The sequence below is a fragment of the Exiguobacterium profundum genome (assembly GCF_042652865.1).
In the GTDB taxonomy this organism is placed as follows: Bacteria; Bacillota; Bacilli; order Exiguobacteriales; family Exiguobacteriaceae; genus Exiguobacterium; species Exiguobacterium profundum.
Genome location: NZ_JBHSHG010000002.1, coordinates 1 through 20,180, shown reverse-complemented (window position 1 = coordinate 20,180; position 20,180 = coordinate 1). Strand labels below are relative to the sequence as shown.

At 48.8% G+C, this 20,180-nt stretch carries 19 protein-coding genes and 2 tRNA genes; all 21 read left to right on the top strand.

Annotated features, from left to right (window positions below; all coding sequences use genetic code 11):
• The first annotated feature begins 1 nt into the window (after position 1).
• Positions 2-1,417, top strand: a complete 1,416-nt coding sequence (gene yabN, locus ACFO4U_RS10540; RefSeq protein WP_214691686.1) for a bifunctional methyltransferase/pyrophosphohydrolase YabN — start codon at positions 2-4, stop codon at positions 1,415-1,417.
• Entirely contained in the window at positions 1,414-1,686 is a 273-nt protein-coding gene (locus ACFO4U_RS10535; RefSeq protein WP_012727726.1) for an RNA-binding S4 domain-containing protein, read from the top strand. The genes yabN and ACFO4U_RS10535 overlap by 4 nt, the downstream gene beginning before the upstream one ends.
• A 42-nt stretch (positions 1,687-1,728) precedes the next feature.
• Positions 1,729-2,103, top strand: a complete 375-nt coding sequence (locus ACFO4U_RS10530) for an FtsB family cell division protein (RefSeq protein WP_012727725.1) — start codon at positions 1,729-1,731, stop codon at positions 2,101-2,103.
• Between the two features lie 74 nt (positions 2,104-2,177).
• The gene (locus ACFO4U_RS10525; RefSeq protein ID WP_012727724.1) at positions 2,178-2,690 is read left to right on the top strand and encodes a S1 domain-containing RNA-binding protein; all 513 of its coding nucleotides are present in this window, start codon (positions 2,178-2,180) and stop codon (positions 2,688-2,690) included.
• A gap of 202 nt (positions 2,691-2,892) precedes the next feature.
• Entirely contained in the window at positions 2,893-5,505 is a 2,613-nt protein-coding gene (locus ACFO4U_RS10520) for a YhgE/Pip domain-containing protein (protein ID WP_159563168.1), read from the top strand.
• A 142-nt stretch (positions 5,506-5,647) separates the two neighbouring features.
• Positions 5,648-5,724 (top strand) — tRNA-Met (locus ACFO4U_RS10515).
• A 9-nt stretch (positions 5,725-5,733) separates the two neighbouring features.
• A tRNA-Glu gene (locus ACFO4U_RS10510) sits at positions 5,734-5,805 on the top strand.
• Between the two features lie 68 nt (positions 5,806-5,873).
• A complete protein-coding gene (gene tilS, locus ACFO4U_RS10505; protein WP_214691689.1) occupies positions 5,874-7,100 on the top strand; it encodes a tRNA lysidine(34) synthetase TilS in 1,227 nt (408 codons plus the stop codon).
• A gap of 35 nt (positions 7,101-7,135) precedes the next feature.
• Positions 7,136-7,681 (top strand): hypoxanthine phosphoribosyltransferase, encoded by a 546-nt coding sequence (gene hpt, locus ACFO4U_RS10500; RefSeq protein WP_012727721.1) that lies wholly within the window; start codon positions 7,136-7,138, stop codon positions 7,679-7,681.
• Positions 7,682-7,786: 105 nt separating this feature from the next.
• Complete coding sequence (ftsH, locus tag ACFO4U_RS10495) at positions 7,787-9,811, top strand: ATP-dependent zinc metalloprotease FtsH (RefSeq protein WP_012727720.1); 2,025 nt, start codon at positions 7,787-7,789, stop codon at positions 9,809-9,811.
• Between the two features lie 93 nt (positions 9,812-9,904).
• Positions 9,905-10,669 carry a type III pantothenate kinase gene (locus ACFO4U_RS10490; protein WP_074035307.1) on the top strand — a complete coding sequence of 255 codons (765 nt, stop codon included), beginning with the start codon at positions 9,905-9,907 and terminating at the stop codon, positions 10,667-10,669.
• A 19-nt stretch (positions 10,670-10,688) separates the two neighbouring features.
• Positions 10,689-11,618 carry an Hsp33 family molecular chaperone HslO gene (hslO, locus tag ACFO4U_RS10485; protein WP_159563166.1) on the top strand — a complete coding sequence of 310 codons (930 nt, stop codon included), beginning with the start codon at positions 10,689-10,691 and terminating at the stop codon, positions 11,616-11,618.
• An 84-nt stretch (positions 11,619-11,702) separates the two neighbouring features.
• Positions 11,703-12,656 carry a cysteine synthase A gene (cysK, locus tag ACFO4U_RS10480; protein ID WP_012727717.1) on the top strand — a complete coding sequence of 318 codons (954 nt, stop codon included), beginning with the start codon at positions 11,703-11,705 and terminating at the stop codon, positions 12,654-12,656.
• 94 nt (positions 12,657-12,750) lie between these two features.
• On the top strand, positions 12,751-14,130 hold the full coding sequence (locus ACFO4U_RS10475; protein ID WP_074035316.1) for an anthranilate synthase component I family protein: 1,380 nt from the start codon (positions 12,751-12,753) through the stop codon (positions 14,128-14,130).
• Positions 14,127-14,711, top strand: coding sequence for an aminodeoxychorismate/anthranilate synthase component II (gene pabA / locus ACFO4U_RS10470; protein ID WP_214691690.1), 585 nt, complete (start codon positions 14,127-14,129; stop codon positions 14,709-14,711). Before ACFO4U_RS10475 ends, pabA begins: the two co-directional genes overlap by 4 nt.
• Positions 14,695-15,513: an aminotransferase class IV gene (locus ACFO4U_RS10465; RefSeq protein ID WP_215244435.1), complete on the top strand. Its 819-nt coding sequence runs from the start codon at positions 14,695-14,697 to the stop codon at positions 15,511-15,513. Before pabA ends, ACFO4U_RS10465 begins: the two co-directional genes overlap by 17 nt.
• 11 nt (positions 15,514-15,524) lie before the next feature.
• Positions 15,525-16,310, top strand: a complete 786-nt coding sequence (gene folP, locus ACFO4U_RS10460) for a dihydropteroate synthase (RefSeq protein WP_214691692.1) — start codon at positions 15,525-15,527, stop codon at positions 16,308-16,310.
• Positions 16,303-16,668 (top strand): dihydroneopterin aldolase, encoded by a 366-nt coding sequence (gene folB, locus ACFO4U_RS10455; RefSeq protein WP_159563162.1) that lies wholly within the window; start codon positions 16,303-16,305, stop codon positions 16,666-16,668. Before folP ends, folB begins: the two co-directional genes overlap by 8 nt.
• Complete coding sequence (gene folK, locus ACFO4U_RS10450) at positions 16,665-17,162, top strand: 2-amino-4-hydroxy-6-hydroxymethyldihydropteridine diphosphokinase (RefSeq protein ID WP_159563161.1); 498 nt, start codon at positions 16,665-16,667, stop codon at positions 17,160-17,162. Before folB ends, folK begins: the two co-directional genes overlap by 4 nt.
• A 70-nt stretch (positions 17,163-17,232) precedes the next feature.
• Positions 17,233-18,171, top strand: coding sequence for a tRNA dihydrouridine synthase DusB (gene dusB, locus ACFO4U_RS10445; protein ID WP_230872777.1), 939 nt, complete (start codon positions 17,233-17,235; stop codon positions 18,169-18,171).
• A 148-nt stretch (positions 18,172-18,319) separates the two neighbouring features.
• Positions 18,320-19,810, top strand: a complete 1,491-nt coding sequence (gene lysS / locus ACFO4U_RS10440) for a lysine--tRNA ligase (protein ID WP_012727709.1) — start codon at positions 18,320-18,322, stop codon at positions 19,808-19,810.
• Positions 19,811-20,180 lie beyond the last annotated feature (370 nt).

Sequence of the window (20,180 nt, the reverse complement as noted above, 5' to 3'; positions counted from 1 at the left end):
TATGGGTTATACAATCACGGTGGTCGGACTCGGGTCTGGTGAGTTGAATCAATTGCCGCTCGGTGTGTACCGCCATTTAAAACAACAACCGCTCGTCTGGTTGCGCACAAAAGAACATCCTGTCGTTCAAGAGTTAGAAGCGGAAGGACTCGTGTTCGAATCATTTGATTCGGTCTATGAATCGAGTGATACGTTTGAAGAAGTTTATGACCAAATTGTCGAGACGTTGTTGAGTAAAAGTGAAGAAATGGCGATCACATACGCCGTACCGGGCCACCCGTTCGTAGCGGAACGGACCGTCGAACTATTGGTGGAACGCGGTGCCGACCTTCATGTACTCGGTGGTCAAAGTTTCCTCGATGCCATGTTCCAGGCGCTCCGGATCGACCCAATCAATGGATTTCAACTGCTCGATGCGACCGCACTCGACCTTGAACGTTTGCAGGTGACCCAACATGTGCTTATCGGGCAAGTGTACGATGGATTCGTGGCGGGTGACGTCAAAGTGCAATTGATGGAACGGTATCCGGACGACCATCCCGTCACCCTTGTGACGGCTGCCGGTACGACGCAAGAACGGATTGAGCACATTCCGTTATTCGAAATGGACCGGATGGCGGAAGTGAATAACTTGACGACCCTCTACGTTCCACCGCTCGTGGATGAATCGTATTTGGCGAAGGATTTTGCGACACTCAAACAAATCATCGCAACGCTTCGAGGACCAGACGGGTGCCCGTGGGATCGTAAACAGACGCATGCGTCACTTCGCAAGTACCTATTAGAAGAGGCGTATGAGTTGATTGAAGCAATCAATGCAGAAGACGATGATGCCATCATCGAAGAACTCGGTGACGTCTTGCTCCAAGTGATGTTGCATGCTCAAATCGGAGAAGATGAGGGCTATTTCGATATTCGTGACGTAATCGGTTCCATCAGTGAGAAGATGGTGCGCCGCCATCCACACGTCTTTGGCGATGTCACCGTCGAAGATGCCTCTGACGTGGTGAAAAACTGGAATGCGATTAAACAGACGGAAAAAGGGGAAAAGAAACAATCGCAACTCGATGGTGTTCTCGTCGACCAACCTTCATTGATGCGAGCGGAGCAACTTCAAAAGAAAGCGGCTCACGTCGGATTTGAGTGGGATGACGTATCCGGTGCCTTCGAAAAACTGGAAGAAGAGTTAAAAGAATGGCATGAAGACCTAAGTGATGAATCGGAACTTGGGGACGTATTGTTCTCCATCGTGAACATCGCGCGATACGTTGGGCTGAATGCCGAGCAAGCATTAGAACAGACGAACCGAAAGTTCAAACGTCGATTCGAGTATGTGGAAGCGAACGGTGACCTTCACCAGATGACACTCGAACAGATGGATGCGCTTTGGAACGAGGCAAAGGAGAAAGGTTTATGAGACTAGATAAGTTTTTAAAAGTGTCACGTCTAATCAAGCGTCGTACGTTGGCAAAAGAAGTGGCGGACCAAGGACGAATTCAACTGAATGGGCAAGTCGCGAAGGCGAGCACAGAAGTCAAAGTCGGAGATGAGTTACAAATTCGCTTCGGAAATAAACTCGTCACGGTCGTCATCGATTCAATCGCAGAACATGCACGTAAAGAAGATGCGAAAGAAATGTATCGTTTACTTAAAGAAGAGAAGATGGACGGTAGTATCAACTCATAAAAAAAAGTATACTTAATGTATTAAGAGGAGGGGGATGAGGCGATGAACGGACGTAATCCGATGGATCGACAACGACGCATTCGAGCGCTAGATGAGCGTAGAGAACAGCTAGAAAAAGATACACATCGCCGACGAGTTCATCTTCGACGTCGTTTGGCGGCAGCCTCTCTCCTGTTTTTATTTGTCATGGTGTTGATTGGACAGAGTTACTTCTCGAAAGTAGGGTACGTATCGGACCAGCAACAAGCCTACGCACAAGCAAAAGTGGAGTTGCGTGAACAGCAGGCCGAACAGGATGAGTTGAAAGAGCAAGTGGAACGGTTACAGGATGAAGATTATATCGCGAACTTAGCACGAAACGAACTGCTTTTCTCTAAAGATGGAGAGATTATTTTCTACTTCTCGCCAGAGGAATAAGTCGGTTCGTTGACCGTTAGGGAAACGACTCGTATAATTAGAAAGAATCAATCAAAAAAGGAGTACATTATTTTATGTCAATTGAAGTAGGAAGCAAGGTACAAGGTAAGGTTACAGGGATTACGCATTTCGGAGCGTTCGTCGAGCTCCCAAATGGCAAGACAGGATTAGTACACATCAGTGAAGTGGCAGACTCTTACGTCAAAGACATTAACGAAGTGTTGACAGTCGGTCAAGAAGTCACGGTAAAAGTGTTGAACGTCGAAAATGATGGGAAAATCGGGTTGTCCATCAAGAAAGCAGTCGACCGTCCTGTAAGCGAACGTCCTGAGCGTCCTGAGCGTCCAGCTGGTGAGCGTTTCTCTCGTGGCCCACGTCCAGGTGGCCCAGGTCAAGGTGGTCCACGCGGTGGCGGCGGTCCACGCGGTGGCGGCCCACGTGGTGGCGGTCGTCGTGAACAACGTCGTGAACCAGAAACATTTGATACATTGATGAGTAAGTTCTTGAAAGATAGCGACGAGCGTCTTTCGACGTTGAAACGTCAAACAGACTCAAAACGCGGTGGACGCGGAGCCAAGCGCGGGTAATCCTTCGTATACCAATTAGCTTCTACTCGTAACCATAGAGGTCTTGTAATGAGACGAGCCATGAACATTTTCGTTCATGGCTTTTTTTCTGTTTAAAAAAATTATAAAAAATAACTAAAAGAGTTGCTTTTTTTCGAGGAAGGGAGCAAAATAGGGAACATGAAAAAATAGTTATGTTTTATAAGTGAAGGTGGAGAGAAAAATGAATGGATGGAAACTGTGGACGGCGGAGTGGCGAAGTATCTTCAAGAACCCACGTGTGTTGGTTCCGATTCTTGCGGTCGCACTCGTACCGTTAATGTACGCCGGTATGTTCTTATGGGCTTTTTGGGATCCGTATGGACAGATGAAAGATTTGCCGGTCGCCATCGTCAATGAAGACAAAGGGGCAACGTTTGAAGGGGAGTCGCTTGCAATTGGAGATGACCTCATTGATAAGCTGCTGGATTCGGAGGCGTTCGAGTTCGTCGAAACGACGAAGAAAGAAGCGGAATCTGGACTGAAAGACCATGACTACTACATGGCGATCGAGATTCCAGAAAACTTTTCAGAAAAAGCGACGACTGCTTTAGATGAACATCCGGAGCAACTCGAACTGAAGTATATCGCAAATGAATCGTATAACTTCTTAGCCGCACAAATCGGTGGTTCCGCGATGGAACAAGTCAAAGCGGAACTGTCGACCGAAGTCTCGAAACAGTATGTCAGTGCGTTGAAAGACGGATTGAATGATGTGGCAGACGGACTTGGTGAGGCCGCAGATGGTGCAGCGACACTTGCGGACGGCTCAACGTCAGCAAAAGACGGTGCCGTCAAGTTGGCGGACGGGACGAAGCTTCTCGCTTCGAAACAACGTGAGCTCGCGGATGGAGCAAGCCAATTAAACGATGGGATGACTCAGTTGGCCGATGGTTCATCAGAACTCGCGGATGGGACGAAGCTTCTCGCTTCGAAACAACGGGAACTGGCGAATGGAGCAAGTCAATTACGTGATGGTGTTTCGCAATTGGCCGATGGCTCATCTGCACTCGCGGATGGCAGTCAACAAGTATACGAGGGCTCAGCCTCACTTTCGGACGGGGTCCATCGTGTCAGCGAGGGCGCTTCTGCCTTACAAGGCGGGACGAGCCAACTCGTTGACGGAACAGGAGCGTTCGCATCTAAACTAGATGAGCTGCACACAGGTGCGAAGACGTTGAACCAAGGTGTTCAAGACCTTGCTGCCGGCATCGAGCGCTCGAAAGAGGGGGCATCTGCATTACAGGATGGTGCCACAAAACTCTCAGGAGCGTTGACTCAGGCGAAGGACGGAAACGCGGCACTTGTTGCGGGTCAAACAGACGTGGTCAATGGAATCGGACAAATGAAGTCTGAATTGACTGCGAAACAAGATGAGTTGATTGGACAATTGACAGCGCTCGCTGAGTCGGGTCAATCGGCATCACCTGAAATGCTTCAAGCCATTGCGGCACAACTGAGCGAAGGGAAGCAAGAGACGGCGGCCGGGTTTGATCAACTATCCGCTGGCGCGACAAAAGTGAAAGAAGGACAGGTCGCACTTGGCGCAGGTCTTGATCAGGCAGGTACAGGTGCAGACAAACTATCGACTGGACTTTCTGAATTGAGTACCGGTCAAACGAAATTGGCCGAAGGTGCGAACGCATTGGCAAGTGGTTCAAGTCAAATCGAGCAAGGTACGCAAACGGCGGCCGATCGTTCCCAAGAACTTGTGTCAGCGAGTGCGAAGCTCAATCAAGGCGCGACACAACTTCAAGATGGGACAACTGAGCTCGCCGCTGGAAGTGACAAGCTTGTAGACGCGACTGGACAGTTGTCTGAGGGTAGCGAAAAGCTTGCGGATGGAGCGAAGAGCGCAAGCACCGGTACGAATGAATTGGTGAATGGTGCGAATCAATTAGCGGACGGTGGTCAAAAGCTGCAGTCAGGAAGCCGTGAACTGGCCGAAGGTGCGAAGGGTGCCGGAGCCGGAACGAGCAAGCTAACGGATGGCGCGAATCAGCTCGCGAATGGTGGACAAGAACTTTCAGACGGTAGCGGTGAACTCGCTGACGGAATGAAAGAGCTCGCATCAGGTAGCGATGAACTTCGTGACGCCTTGGTAAAAGGTGCGAAAGACGCAGACATCGGTCTAACAGATGACAACGTCGAGATGATGGCCGGTCCAGTGTCGCTCGTCGACAACTCGATTCACGAGGTGCCAAACTACGGTACTGGATTTGCTCCGTACTTTATGTCACTCGGACTTTTCGTTGGGGCACTCCTTCTCTCGATCGTTTATCCATTATACGATCCAGCAGGGCGCCCGAAACGTAGTCTATCGTGGGTATTGTCGAAATCTGGTGTCCTCATGGTCGTCGGATTCTTGCAAGCCTTGATTCTCGATGTGGCTATGGTGCAACTGCTCGGTCTTGAAGTGAGCGAACCATTGAAATTCTTCGGTTTCAGCTGGTTGACGAGCATCACGTTCCTCTTTATCGTACAGTTGCTCGTGACAACACTCGGAAACCCTGGACGTTTCGTGGCGATCGTCTTGTTGATTTTACAATTGACGACGTCAGCCGGGACGTTCCCGCTTGAATTGATTCCAAGAGCATTGCAACCATTCAATGCCTTGCTTCCAATGACGTATACGGTTGCCGGATATAAAGAAATTCTATCGGCAGATGGTGCGCAGTACTTGCAGACGGCGACAACCTATTTAGTGTTTGTGGCTGCCGGATGTTTTGCATTACTATGGGCGTACTTCCGGATCGCATGGAAGAAAAAATATCGTCAAGTCGCATCAGAAGCATGATGTAAATACGATACAAAATCGTGTATAGTGGGGAAGACGACACTATACACGATTTTTTTCTTAAAAAAATATAAAAAAAGAATTGACACTCGAATGGTGACTGGTTATTATAGAAAATGTGCTTAGGACACAACAATAACATGGCGGTGTAGCTCAGCTGGCTAGAGCGTACGGTTCATACCCGTGAGGTCGTGGGTTCGACTCCCTCCGCCGCTACCATTTTATTTAGGCCCGTTGGTCAAGCGGTTAAGACACCGCCCTTTCACGGCGGTAACACGGGTTCGAATCCCGTACGGGTCACTTAACCTAAGCGTAAAGAAGCCATCTCAATCGAGATGGCTTCTTTTGTTATATCAAGGAGGGAATTCATGAAAAAGGTACTCGTCGCTGTGTCGGGTGGAGTCGATTCCATTGTCTTATTGGACCGTCTCGTCAAGCAAGGATGGGATGTGGCGGTGGCGCACGTCCATCACGGTTTACGAGAAGCATCAGATGAAGAGTACACGTTCGTCGCACACGTAGCGGCATCCTACCAAGTCGCGTTTCATGGGACGCGTCTCCATTTTCAAGAAGGAGCATCACAGGCTCATTACCGTAAGGCCCGCTACCGCTTTTTTGAAGACGTCATGAATGAACATGGATACGATACACTGGCCACGGCTCATCATGCGGATGATGTGTTGGAGACGGTTCTCATTCAACTTCACCGAAACGTAATCGAAGTGAAAGGAATTCCCGAGAGAAGAACGTTCGGGCGTGGGACGTTGATCCGTCCTTTATTAAGAGAAACAAAGGTGCAACTCATCGAGTATGCTCGGAAAAACGAACTTGCCTGGAGGGAAGATGCCACCAATCAGGAAGTGACCTATTTACGGAATCGGATCCGTCACGAAATCATCCCGAGGCTGAAACAACTGTGGCCGACAGTCGTTGACGATGTATACGATACGGCGAAACAGGCATACGCTGAATGGGACATGCGTTACCAGTCATGTGGGCGATGGATTGAAGAAAATGTGGATCTTGAAATGAAAGCGTTTCATGTGAAACTTGATGAGTTTAATCGCTTATCCTCACTTGAGCGGTATACGGTCGCTCGCTTGCTGTCCCGTCGCTATGGGGTAGAGGTCGGTGAGGCGGTCGAAAAGTTAAGCATGAGTCAAAAGGACACCGGAACCTATCACCTGTCAGGTGAGTGGTTCATGATGAAGCAGAAGAGGGTACTTAATCTTGTACAACGTTCGACAGAAGCATCACTTCACCCCGTTCAGGTCGAGTCGTTACCGGCCGTCGTTCAATTTGGAAAGCGTACGGTTTCGTTGTCCATCGAAGAAGGACGAGAAGGTATTCCGCTAAAGGAAATCACTTATCCGCTGACAATTCGTTCGCTCGCACCTGGAGATCGAATGCAGTTGAACGTGGGGACAAAAAAAGTATCCCGCATCCTAATCGATGAAAAGGTTGAGCGAACCATTCGACCGACGCTCCCGTTGCTTGAGGACGCCTCGGGACGAATTCTCGCGATTGTTGGGGTAAGAGTTTCAGAATTTCTAGACAAGTCGGATGCGATTTGCCTACGATTAATGGTAAAATGATGATTGTGTCGAAACAGAAAGAGGAGGATTTCAAGATGTCATTAATGAACGATATGGAGAAAATTTTAATCTCACGTGAAGAGATTCAAGAAAAGGTGAAAGAACTCGCTGGAACATTGAGCGAAGACTATAAAGAAGAGTTCCCGCTTCTCGTATGTGTATTGAAAGGCGCGATGCCATTCATGTCGGACCTCGTCAAAGAAATGGATATCCATTTAGAGATGGATTTCATGGACGTGTCGACGTATCATGGAGGAACTTCTTCGACAGGTGAAGTGAAAATCGAGAAAGATTTAAATACATCTGTAGAAGGACGCGACATCTTGATTGTAGAAGATATTATTGATAGTGGATTGACGCTTGGTTACCTCGTCGATCTTCTTAAATACCGTAAAGCGAAGTCTGTGAAGATTGTCACGCTTCTCGATAAGCCGACTGGCCGTAAAAATGGTTTATCAGCAGACTATAGTGGTTTCGTGATTCCACACGAATTCGTTGTCGGCTACGGTCTTGATTATGAAGAGAAATATCGTAACCTTCCTTATGTCGGTGTGCTCAAACCGAGCGTTTACGGGGGCTAACGTTTTTCTTTTGAAAATGTGACGTGGTAAGATAAAGGAAATCCCCAAAGTATAGGCATATACTGAATGGGCGAGAACATCGTTTCTCGGAATAGGAGGCAGAGAATGAATCGTGCAGTGAAAAACACATTGGTTTTTGGTGTGATTTTCCTAGCCTTGATCTTGTTCCTTCAATATTTGCAGAATCCGAATAGTCAGAGTGAAACGCTCTCGTATTCGAAATTCCTAGAATATGTGGAAGATGATCGGATTGAGACGGCAACCGTACAAGAAATCCCGGGGGCTATCTCGATTACAGGCGATCTTACAGGAGATGAAGACCAACGTTATGAAACAAACATTCCAGCGAACGAAGCGGAATATGCGGATGTATTAACGCAGCTTCGAGCGAATACGGATATTCAAATCGAGGAGGCTGAATCCAACAGTAGCTGGTTCAGCATCGTCTTCGCGATTTTACCATTCATTATCATCTTCATCTTGTTCTTCTTCTTGTTGAACCAAGCGCAAGGTGGTGGCGGTGGTGGTCGTGTGATGAACTTCGGGAAATCGAAGGCGAAACTATACGACCAAGAGAAACGTCGCGTCACATTCAAAGATGTGGCTGGGGCGGACGAAGAGAAGCAAGAACTCATCGAAGTCGTTGAATTCTTGAAAGATCCTCGCAAATTCTCGAAACTCGGCGCACGTATTCCAAAAGGGGTCTTACTCGTAGGTCCTCCAGGGACAGGTAAAACACTCTTGGCTCGTGCGGTAGCCGGTGAAGCCGGTGTTCCGTTCTTCTCGATCTCAGGTTCGGACTTCGTTGAGATGTTTGTCGGGGTCGGGGCGTCACGTGTTCGTGACTTGTTCGAAAACGCGAAAAAGAATGCGCCATGTATCATCTTCATCGATGAAATTGATGCGGTCGGTCGCCAGCGTGGTGCCGGTCTCGGTGGTGGGCACGATGAGCGTGAACAAACACTGAACCAACTTCTTGTTGAGATGGATGGATTCAGTGATAACGAAGGAATCATCATGGTTGCGGCGACAAACCGTCCAGATATCCTTGACCCGGCCCTCCTTCGTCCAGGTCGTTTTGACCGTCAAATTACGGTCGATCGTCCGGATGTCAAAGGGCGCGAAGAAGTATTGAAAGTCCATGCACGTAACAAGCCACTCGATTCGACGGTGGACTTGAAGTCGATTGCACAACGTACGCCTGGTTTCTCTGGGGCAGACTTAGAGAACCTCTTGAACGAAGCGGCACTCGTTGCGGCACGTTCGAACCGTACAGCTGTTTCAGTTGTCGATGTGGAAGAAGCGATTGACCGTGTTATCGCAGGTCCTTCGAAGAAGAGTCGCATCATCTCTGAAAAAGAGCGCAACATTGTTGCATATCACGAAGCGGGTCACACAATCATCGGTCTCGAGCTTGAGAATGCGGATGAAGTACACAAAGTGACAATCGTTCCACGCGGAAACGCGGGCGGATATGTCGTCATGCTTCCGAAAGAAGATCGTTACTTCATGACAAAACCTGAACTCGAAGACAAGATTGTTGGTCTTCTTGGTGGTCGCGTCGCCGAAGATGTCATCTTTGGAGAAGTGTCGACCGGAGCGAGCAATGACTTCCAGCGCGCTACTGGTATCGCACGTAAGATGGTCATGGATTACGGGATGAGCGATAAACTCGGACCGCTCCAGCTCGGTTCAAACCATGGCGGACAAGTCTTCCTTGGTCGCGATTTCCAGACAGAGCAGAACTACTCGGATGCGATTGCGCAAGAAATCGATTTGGAGATTCGAGACATCATCAATCGCTGTTACGCGAAAGCGAAGCAGATTTTGACAGATCGTCGCGAAGATCTCGAACTCGTTGCAAAGACGCTGCTTGATGTCGAGACGCTCGACTCGAAACAGATTCGTCATTTGATCAAGACACGCGAGTATCTTCCGCATGAGCCGGAAGAGGACGTGGATGGATCGACGGATGCGGATGACGCAGCGAAGAAAGATGATGCAGCCGTTCAACACGGTCAAGTCGTCGATCAACCTGAAGTTGTCCAAGACAGCCAGCCGGATGTCGTACCTGAAGGCGATAAGCCAGAAGCGACACCGACAGAACGTCCGAATAACGAATCACGTTAATGAAAAAGACGAATGCCCTTGACGAGGCATTCGTCTTTTTTCGTGTTATAATTCGAGCGAACTGCAATTGACAACAAAGTGAGGAACTATATCATGATTTTAGTGATTGATGTTGGAAATACAAATATTGTTCTCGGGATGTACGATGGAGATCATCTCGTACACCATTGGCGCATCTCAACGGATCGTACAAAAACGACCGACGAGTACGGCATGCTGGTGAAATCGCTATTCGATCATTCGAACGTCTCGTTCGACCAGGTCGAGGGAGTGATCTTATCTTCTGTCGTACCTCCTGTTATTTTCCCACTTGAACAAATGTCGCAACGATACTTCAATGTACGTCCAATCGTTGTGGGACCAGGTGTGAAGACAGGGTTGGACATTCACGTCGAGAATCCTCGCGAAGTCGGGGCCGACCGAATCGTTAACGCGGTGGCTGGAATCGCCAAGTATGACGGTCCGCTCATAATTGTTGATTTTGGAACGGCAACCACGTATTGTTACATCGATGAGAAACGTCGTTACCATGGCGGAATCATCTCACCAGGTATCATGATCTCAGTGGAGGCACTCTATCAGCGTGCCGCGAAACTACCTCGGATTGAATTGGCGACCCCGCCGACAGTCATCGGGAAGAACACGATTCAAGCGATGCAATCGGGGACATATTATGGATATGTGGCCCAAGTGGACGGTATCGTGAACCGGATGAAGCGTGAAGTCGGTGAAGCGACTGTCATTGCAACGGGAGGGCTGGCGCGATTGATCAGTGAACATGCAGAGACAATCGACCATGTGGATTCGTTCCTGACACTCGAAGGCCTCCGTCTCATTTACGAGCGCAATCAAAAGTAAACTAAAGGAGTTAAATCATATGATTCATACAGAACAACAAGCATTACTCGACCAGATGAAGGATGACTATCTCGTTCGTGCCCTCGGTTTTAACGGAGAGGTTCGTGCCTTTGCCGCACGCACGACAAAAACGGTATATGAGACGCAACTTCGTCATCAAACGACACCAGTTGCTTCAGCTGCCCTCGGACGGACGATGACGATCGGCTCGATGATTGGAGCGATGCAAAAAGGTGCAGCGCGTGTCACGCTTAAAGTAGAAGGTGATGGTCCAATCGGGAAAATCATCGTGGACGCGGATACAGCGGGAGATGTTCGTGGATATGTGTCGTACCCGCGTGTCGATGGCGGTACATTCGTCAACGAACAAGGGTTGACGAAATTGAAAGTCGGCGAAGCCGTCGGAAAAGGAACCATTTCTGTCATTAAAGACTTAGGATTGAAAGACTATGTCGGCGGTTCTTCAGAGATTCAAACGGGCGAAATCAGTGAAGACTTCACGTACTACTTCGCCACATCTGAGCAAGTACCGTCAGTCGTCGGGGCGGGTGTCCTCGTCTTACCGGAAGATGAATCGATTCTTGCTGCAGGTGGAATCATCGTCCAGTTGCTCCCGAACGCTTCTGAAGAGACGGTACAAGCGCTCGAAAAAGCACTTCAGACGTTCCCGCCCGTATCGGTTTTGATTGGTGAAGAAAAAACGCCAGAAGAAATGCTTCAATTACTCCTTGGCGATAGCCTCGATGTCCTCGACACGAACCCGATTCAGTTCAACTGCACATGCAGCCGTGAACGAATGGAAAGCGCCATTATCGGTCTCGGAAAAGAAGAGATTCGTCAGATGATTGAAGAAGATGGCGGAGCTGAAGCCGTATGCCATTTCTGTGGCGAAAAGTATCATTTCTCAGCGGAACAGTTAGAGACGATGAAAGTACAGGCACAGGCGTAGGCAACGTTCCAAATTGCATATTTTCAATTCGATAGGGTATGATAACAATATCGGAATAGTCGGAATTATGAAGGAGGAAATGCAATGCGTATCGTAAACTCAGTAACAGACTTGATTGGAAAGACTCCGATTGTGAAATTGAACGGAATGACTGGACCAGAGGATGCCAACGTGTATCTGAAGCTCGAATATATGAACCCGGGATCAAGCGTCAAAGACCGGATCGCCCTCGCCATGATCGAAGCGGCTGAAAAAGACGGCATCTTGAAGCCAGGTGATACAATCATCGAGCCAACTAGCGGAAACACGGGCATCGGTCTCGCGATGGTCAGTGCCGCAAAAGGATATAAAGCCATTCTAGTCATGCCTGAAACGATGAGCATGGAACGCCGAAACCTCCTTCGTGGATACGGGGCCGAATTAATTTTGACACCAGGACCTGAAGGGATGGGTGGAGCGATTCGTCGCGCTACTGAAGAAGCAGAGAAACATGGCTACTTCCTCCCGCAACAATTCAATAATGCAGCTAACCCGAACGTCCATGAAATGACGACGGGACCTGAGATTGTAGAGGCGTTTGAAGAATCAGGACTTTCAGTCGACGCTTTGATTGCCGGAGTCGGGACGGGCGGTACCATCACCGGCGCAGGTAAAGTCGTGAAGGCGAAGTACCCGGACGTAAAAATTCTCGCCGTTGAACCGGTCGATTCACCTGTCTTATCAGGCGGGAAACCGGGACCTCATAAGATTCAAGGGATTGGGGCTGGATTCGTTCCATCCATCCTCGACACGGAGATTTATGAAGGGGTTCTTCAAATCACGACAGAGCAAGCGTTCGAATATGCTCGTCAGGCGGCACGTACGAACGGTGTCCTCGGTGGTATCTCTTCAGGAGCTGCCATTGCGGCAGCGCTTGATACAGCGAAACGCCTTGGTAAAGGGAAAAATGTATTGGCGATTATCCCCTCAAACGGTGAACGTTACTTGAGCACGCCGCTCTATCAGTTTGATGAAGAGTCAAACGAGAGTCGCGTATAACATTTCAGGCAGTAATCGAGAGACATTCTCTTTCGATTGCTGCCTTTTCTTGTGTACAATAAAAGGCATGAATGAATAGACGGAGGAATGACATGTGAGATCGACTGCGTTCAGAACAAAGCGGATGACGAAAGAGAAGGTGTATGAGGCATACATGACGTTGACGGCGGATCAACCGTATCATGCATGGTTAGAGAGTGGGAGAGCGGGACGGTATACGATTGCGGGAATCGAGCCGTTCGGTCGCTTTCATGTAAAAGACGGTGTCGGACTCTTGCAAGTGGGAGATACGACAGAAACGCTATACGGAAAGCCGCTTGAGCTCGTCAGTGAGGTACGGAAGCGATTTGAGGCCGAGCGTCCGGAAGGGGCTCCTCCTTTCTTTGGTGGCATGATCGGGTATGTCAGTTATGATGTGGCCCGGACGATTGAACGTCTCCCTCAGCAAGCGGAGGATGATTTGTCGACACCAGACGTCTCGTTTCTTCTATTTGACGAGGTGGCGGTGTTCGATGAAGTGGATTCGACCCTGTACTTGATGGTGACGGCGGAGGAAGGTGCAGAACGTAAGGCGGACCGATTGGCGGCCATGTGGAACGTCGAGTCGCATTACGCGTTCAAGCCGACAGGGCAGTCACCGATAGAACGATCGCGCTCCATGTCCCAGGAAGAGTTTGTTGAAGCGGTCAAACGGATTCAGTCCTATATCGTAGAAGGGGATGTGTTCCAAGTGAACTTGAGCGTTCGTCAGTCCGAACCGCTTCTCGCTGACCCGCGTCGAGTATATGATACGTTGCGTCAAATGAATCCATCTCCTTATATGGGCTATTTCGTGGATGATGCTTTAACGATGGTCTCCGCTTCACCAGAGCTGTTGCTTGAAAAACACGGAACCGACATTTCGACACGCCCGATCGCGGGTACGCGTCCACGTGGCAAAGATGATGTGGAAGACTTGGAGTTGGCGAACACATTGCTTGAAAACGAGAAAGAGCGGGCCGAACACGTCATGCTCGTCGATCTTGAACGGAACGACCTCGGCAAGGTGGCGGCATATGGCAGCGTTCATGTTGATGAGTTGATGGTGATTGAGAAGTACTCACACGTACAACATATCGTATCGAACGTACGAGGTTCGATTCGGGATGAAGTATCAGGAGCCGAAGCACTGGCAGCGATGTTCCCAGGCGGTACCATTACCGGCGCACCGAAAATTCGGACGATGGAAATCATCGAAGAACTCGAACCAGTTCGCCGGGGACTCTACACTGGCTCATATGGTTGGTTAAGTTGGGATGACGACCTCGTCTTCAATATCACGATTCGGACGATGGTCGTAAAAGACGGAATCGCATACGTTCAAGCGGGAGCAGGTATTGTGATCGATTCGGATCCGGTCTCGGAATATGAAGAATCCCTGTCCAAAGCGAAGGCGCTATGGGCGGCGAAACACATGACGGAGGAAACGACATGATTGTATTAATCGACAACTATGACTCATTTACGTATAACTTGGTGCAATATTTCGGTGAACTCGGTCAAGAACTAGTCGTGTATCGAAACGATGAAGTCACGATTCAAGAGATTGAGGCGCTTGCCCCGAGTTATCTTGTCATTTCGCCGGGACCTTGCACTCCGAATGAGGCGGGAATTAGCGTTGAGGCAATCCAAGCGTTTGCGGGGCGTATCCCGATTTTAGGGGTTTGCCTCGGACATCAGGCGATTGCGCAAGCGTTTGGTGGAGAAGTCGTCCATGCTGAGCGGCTCATGCATGGAAAAACGTCGAAGATTCAACATGACGGAAAATCGATTTTCAAGAAGATTCCGCAACAGTCGGTCGTGACCCGTTATCATTCGTTGACCGTGGAGCGTTCGTCTCTACCAGAATGTCTAGTGGTCACTGCCGAGACGGAGACTGGAGAAATCATGGCACTTCGTCACCGAACGCTTCCGATCGAAGGGGTGCAATATCACCCTGAAGCGATTTTGACTGAGCACGGGATGGAAATGATTCGAAACTTTATCGAGGAGTATCGTCATGTGGTATTGGCATAACGGAGAGTTAGTCGAACGAGAGAAGGTGTTGATTCCGGTTGAAGATCACGGCTTCTTGTATGGAATGGGCTTGTTTGAGACGTTCCGTACATATGAATTCGTTCCTTTCCTGTTCGATGCCCACTGGGAGCGCTTGATGAAGAGTCTCGATGAGCTGTGGATCGATTTTCCATACACGAAGGAAGAAATCGGGACGGCGATTCAGCAACTGTGCCGTCAAAACGATGCACCCGACCTTTATATCCGCTTGAACGTGTCGGCAGGAGTTGCGCCCCTCGGTCTCTACGCGGGTCGTTATGAGACACCGAACGTCACCATGATCGTCAAACCGCTATCCTCAGAAGTTGTACCACAGGAGAAACGGGTCGAACCGATCCCGTTTCCGAGAAGTCGTCCTGAAGCGGCTTTTCGATTAAAGTCACATCATTATATGAACAATATCCTTGGAAAACGGACCTTACAAGACCAAGGCGCTGAAGGACTATTTGCGGACGAACATGGACATGTGGTGGAAGGGCTCGTGTCGAACATCTTTTGGGTCGGTCCAGATGATATGTTATACACGACTCCGCTATCGAGCGGAGCACTCGCAGGTGTGACACGACAATGGGTGATGAAACATCTCTCTGTAATCGAACAACCCGTGACATTTGAAGAATTGACTGCAGCGAAAGAGATTTGGATGACGAATTCAATCCAACAAGTCGCTCCGGTAACGCATTATGGAAATCTGAGATACCCCGGTAAAGACGGGGTACGATTTAACGAAGTGTGGGCGAAACTCGTTCGCTCAATTGGTTAGGAGGCGGAAGCATGACGAAGGTCATGGGTATTTTAAATGTGACCCCGGACTCGTTTTCGGATGGGGGACGGTATACGGCAATCGAGGAGGCTGTACGACATGCGAAACAACTCGTACAAGAAGGTGCCGATGCGATTGATGTCGGTGGAGAATCAACGAGACCTGGCGCGGTACTTGTTTCCGAAGAAGAAGAGATTGAACGTGTCGTCCCGATCATCCGTCGACTGACAAAAGAAATCGATGTTCCGATTTCGATTGATACGTATAAGCCGATGGTGGCGAGAGCGGCAATCGAGGCCGGTGCGACGATTATCAATGACGTATGGGGTTCGAAATGGGGAGACCGCTCGATGGCACGTGTCGCTTTCGAATATGGAGTTTCAATCATTTTGATGCACAACCGAACAAATCGGGACTATCGTCATTTCATCGAAGATGTGGTCAGCGATCTACAGGAATCAATCGAGATTGCGCATGCAGCAGGCGTAAAGGATGAGCACATTTGGCTAGATCCGGGCATCGGATTTGCGAAAGACGTGACGCAAAACCTCGAACTCATGAATCATCTTGACGTGATCACACGTCTTGGGTATCCGGTTCTGCTCGGCACGTCGCGTAAGTCGTTTATCGGTCATACGCTCGATTTACCAACAGAGGAGCGTCTCGAAGGAACGATTGCGACAACGTGTCTCGGAATCATGAAAGGGTGCGATTGGGTGCGTGTGCACGACGTCAAAGCGAACGCCCGTGCGGCGAAGATGATGGATGCGATGATTGGAGGGGATAGACATGGATAAAATATTTGTGAACGGGATGCGTTTTTACGGTTATCATGGGGTGTTTGAAGAAGAAAACCGTCTCGGTCAACGGTTTCACGTGGATTTAATGTGTGAACTGGACCTCGCGCCTGCGGGACGTTCGGATGACTTAAACAATGGGGTCAGCTATGCCGGCTTGTATCAGTTGACGGAAGATATTGTGACGGGAGAACCGGTCAATTTGTTAGAAACACTCGGAGAACGCATCACGACAGCCGTGTTGGCGCATAGTGAGTTGATTCAACGTGTGACGGTTAAAGTAATTAAACCGGACCCACCCATCCCGGGACACTATGATTCAGTAGCAATCGAGATGACAAGGGGACGGACGTCATGATTTATATTGCATTAGGCGCCAATATCGGAGATCGGGCTAGACAGTTGTCTGCGGCAATCGATGAGATGGAGCGAACAGGTCTCCACGTCACGAAACAGTCGTCGGTCTATGAGACGGCTCCTGTCGGATATACAGAGCAACCTTCGTTTTTTAATATGGTGGTCGAAGTCGAGAGTCATCAATCCTCGGACGAACTGCTCAACACGCTTCAACAGATCGAACAACGATTAGGACGGGAACGTCTATTTAAGAACGGACCGCGTACCATCGACCTTGACATCCTCTTTTATAATGGGGAAGATATACAATCAGAACACTTAACGGTTCCGCATCCGCGCATGCAGGAACGTGCATTTGTTCTCGCCCCGTTAGCAGAGATCGCACCAGAACTCGTCGTTCGAGGACAAACGGTCGCCTCCTGGCTCGAAGGGCTACCGATGACGGACCGCCAAGATGTCGTCCGGTTACAGTTGCTTAGGAATTTGGTGAAATGAAGGATGTGTTGTCTTGACAGGCTTTAAGATTGGAAACATAGATATTAAAAACCGTGCAGTCCTCGCACCGATGGCTGGCGTGACCAACCCTGCTTTTCGTTTGATTGCAAAAGAGTTCGGAGCGGGACTCGTCTGTGCCGAAATGGTTAGCGATAAAGGCATCTTGCTCGAGAACGCTCGGACGATGCGTATGCTATACGTCGATGAACGAGAGAAACCGCTCAGTTTACAAATCTTTGGCGGTTCGAAAGATACACTCGTCAGAGCGGCACAGTACGTCGATCAAAACACCAATGCGGATATCATTGATATCAACATGGGTTGTCCCGTACCGAAAGTGACGAAGTGTGACGCAGGGGCGAAGTGGTTACTCGACCCGGATAAAGTGTATGAGATGGTGAATGCCGTCACGAATGTCGTCGAAAAACCGGTCACGGTGAAAATGCGACTCGGTTGGGATGACGAGCACATCTTTATTTTGGATAATGTTAAGGCGGCTCAGACGGGTGGAGCAGCAGCGATTGCCATTCATGGACGTACGCGTGCCCAACAATATGAAGGAACCGCGAATTGGGATTGGATTGGCGAGGCGAAGAAAGTAGCGACCGTCCCGATTATCGGAAACGGGGATATCGCGACCCCGCAGGATGCGAAACGTGTGATTGACCAATATGGTGTGGATGCCGTCATGATTGGACGCGCTGCACTCGGGAATCCGTGGATGCTCTATCAAACGGTCCAGTACCTCGAAACAGGGGAGCTCCCTCCGGAACCAGAGGCGCGTGAGAAAATCGATATCTGCATGCTTCATCTCGACCGGTTGAGTGCAATCAAAGGTGAGCTGACAGCCGTACGCGAAATGCGTCAACACGCGGCTTGGTATTTGAAAGGGTTGAAAGGCAGTGGTCCGATTCGCAAACAAATCAATGAAACGGAATCGCGCGAGGCGTTCGCGGCGGTCCTTTATGGATTTGTGGACCAACTCGAACGACAACTGTCAGAAGTGTGAACTAGTGAAAAGAACTAATTTATGGTAAGCTTGTTTGGCGAAAAAGTGCACCACAACGAATGAACGGCTTCGGCTGTGCTGTTGGCCATCGGGTCGACAGTTTTTTGTTAGAGAGAAACCCAATATGGATAGAGGAGTGAATGGAATAGTGAGCCACGAGTTAGAAATGAATGATCAAATGCAGGTTCGTTTTGAGAAGATGACCGATATGCGTGAGCGCGGTCTCGACCCGTTCGGTCACCGCTTTGATCGTTCTGCACACGCAGGTGAATTACATGAGCAGTATGAATCAATTGAAAAAGAGGCTTTGGCTGAACAAGATGTAGAAGTCACATTGGCTGGACGTATCATGACGAAACGTGGGAAAGGGAAGGTTTTCTTTGCCCACATTCAAGATGTGACAGGTCAAATTCAAATTTACGTTCGTAAAAATGATGTCGGGGATGAGCCGTTTGACTTATTCAAGTCTTCAGACCTCGGTGACATCGTCGGTGTAAAAGGGAAGCTCTTTAAAACGAACGTTGGTGAGCTTTCGATTCACGTGGAAGAGTTTGAATTATTGACGAAGGCGCTTCGGCCGCTTCCGGACAAATATCATGGATTAAAAGATGTGGAACAGCGCTATCGCCAACGCTATCTTGATTTGATTACAAACCAGGACTCGCGTCAGACATTCATTTTGCGTAGCCGCATCATTTCTGAGATTCGCAACTTCTTAAACCAAAAAGGATATTTAGAAGTGGAAACACCGATGTTACACACGATTGCGGGTGGAGCAGCGGCACGTCCGTTCTTAACGCATCATAATGCGTTAGATATGGAACTCTACATGCGTATTGCCATCGAACTTCACTTGAAACGCTTGATTGTTGGTGGACTCGAGCGCGTGTACGAAATCGGGCGTGTATTCCGTAACGAAGGGATTTCTACACGTCACAACCCTGAATTCACGATGATCGAATTGTATGAAGCCTATGCAGATTACAACGACATCATGGATTTGACGGAAGAATTGGTTGCGCACGTAGCGAAAGAAGTGCTCGGTACAACAGATGTGCAGTATGGTGAAGATACGATCCATCTTGGCATCGGTTGGAAACGTGCACATATGGTCGACCTTGTTAAAGAAGAGACAGGTGTAGACTTCTGGCAACAAATGTCCGATGAAGAAGCACGAGCACTTGCAAAAGAACACGGTGTAGAAGTACAAGATCATATGACGTTTGGTCATATCGTGAATGAATTCTTCGAGCAGAAAGTAGAAGAAACATTGCTTCAACCGACATTTGTCACAGGACATCCGGTTGAAGTATCACCATTGGCGAAGAAGAATGAAACAGATCCACGCTTCACGGATCGTTTCGAGCTATTCATTGTTCGTCGTGAACATGCGAATGCCTTCACGGAGTTGAATGACCCAATCGATCAACGTGAACGCTTTGAAGCACAGTTGCTTGAAAAAGAAGCGGGGAACGATGAGGCGCACGAACTCGATAACGATTTCCTTGAAGCGCTTGAATATGGTATGCCGCCAACGGGTGGGCTTGGAATCGGGATTGACCGTCTCGTCATGTTATTGACGAACGCGCCTTCAATTCGTGACGTTCTTCTTTTCCCAACGATGCGTCATCAACAATAATCAATTAAGTGGTCGGATCATACGTGAGTATGATTCGGCTTCTTTATTTTTGATAGCCTCGAAACGCATAGGTATGCCGTTAAACAGAAGGGATACTAAAGATATAAAACTTTTTTAAAAAAACTTTTACAAAACCCCTTGCGTTAATGAGAGGTGTACGGTAAAGTAATAAACGTTGCCGCTGATGGCAGCGGAAAAGAAATAAAAAAGTGGTTGACAACTGTGTCGATGACTTGTATTATTTTAAGAGTCGCCAAGAGCGGCAGACGAACTTTGAAAACTGAACGATGAGGCAAAAATAAGTTTTACCATTTTTGAATGAAGCGCAAGCTTCGTCAATTTAAGAGCTATATCAAATTCTTTGGAGAGT

Bases quoted from the DNA above. Each gene is read 5' to 3' on its own strand.
- yabN (WP_214691686.1), top strand. From the start codon at position 2: ATGGGTTATACAATCACGGTGGTCGGACTCGGGTCTGGTGAGTTGAAT.
- ACFO4U_RS10535 (WP_012727726.1), top strand. From the start codon at position 1,414: ATGAGACTAGATAAGTTTTTAAAAGTGTCACGTCTAATCAAGCGTCGT.
- ACFO4U_RS10530 (WP_012727725.1), top strand. From the start codon at position 1,729: ATGAACGGACGTAATCCGATGGATCGACAACGACGCATTCGAGCGCTA.
- ACFO4U_RS10525 (WP_012727724.1), top strand. From the start codon at position 2,178: ATGTCAATTGAAGTAGGAAGCAAGGTACAAGGTAAGGTTACAGGGATT.
- ACFO4U_RS10520 (WP_159563168.1), top strand. From the start codon at position 2,893: ATGAATGGATGGAAACTGTGGACGGCGGAGTGGCGAAGTATCTTCAAG.
- tilS (WP_214691689.1), top strand. From the start codon at position 5,874: ATGAAAAAGGTACTCGTCGCTGTGTCGGGTGGAGTCGATTCCATTGTC.
- hpt (WP_012727721.1), top strand. From the start codon at position 7,136: ATGTCATTAATGAACGATATGGAGAAAATTTTAATCTCACGTGAAGAG.
- ftsH (WP_012727720.1), top strand. From the start codon at position 7,787: ATGAATCGTGCAGTGAAAAACACATTGGTTTTTGGTGTGATTTTCCTA.
- ACFO4U_RS10490 (WP_074035307.1), top strand. From the start codon at position 9,905: ATGATTTTAGTGATTGATGTTGGAAATACAAATATTGTTCTCGGGATG.
- hslO (WP_159563166.1), top strand. From the start codon at position 10,689: ATGATTCATACAGAACAACAAGCATTACTCGACCAGATGAAGGATGAC.
- cysK (WP_012727717.1), top strand. From the start codon at position 11,703: ATGCGTATCGTAAACTCAGTAACAGACTTGATTGGAAAGACTCCGATT.
- pabA (WP_214691690.1), top strand. From the start codon at position 14,127: ATGATTGTATTAATCGACAACTATGACTCATTTACGTATAACTTGGTG.
- ACFO4U_RS10465 (WP_215244435.1), top strand. From the start codon at position 14,695: ATGTGGTATTGGCATAACGGAGAGTTAGTCGAACGAGAGAAGGTGTTG.
- folP (WP_214691692.1), top strand. From the start codon at position 15,525: ATGACGAAGGTCATGGGTATTTTAAATGTGACCCCGGACTCGTTTTCG.
- folB (WP_159563162.1), top strand. From the start codon at position 16,303: ATGGATAAAATATTTGTGAACGGGATGCGTTTTTACGGTTATCATGGG.
- folK (WP_159563161.1), top strand. From the start codon at position 16,665: ATGATTTATATTGCATTAGGCGCCAATATCGGAGATCGGGCTAGACAG.
- dusB (WP_230872777.1), top strand. From the start codon at position 17,233: ATGGCTGGCGTGACCAACCCTGCTTTTCGTTTGATTGCAAAAGAGTTC.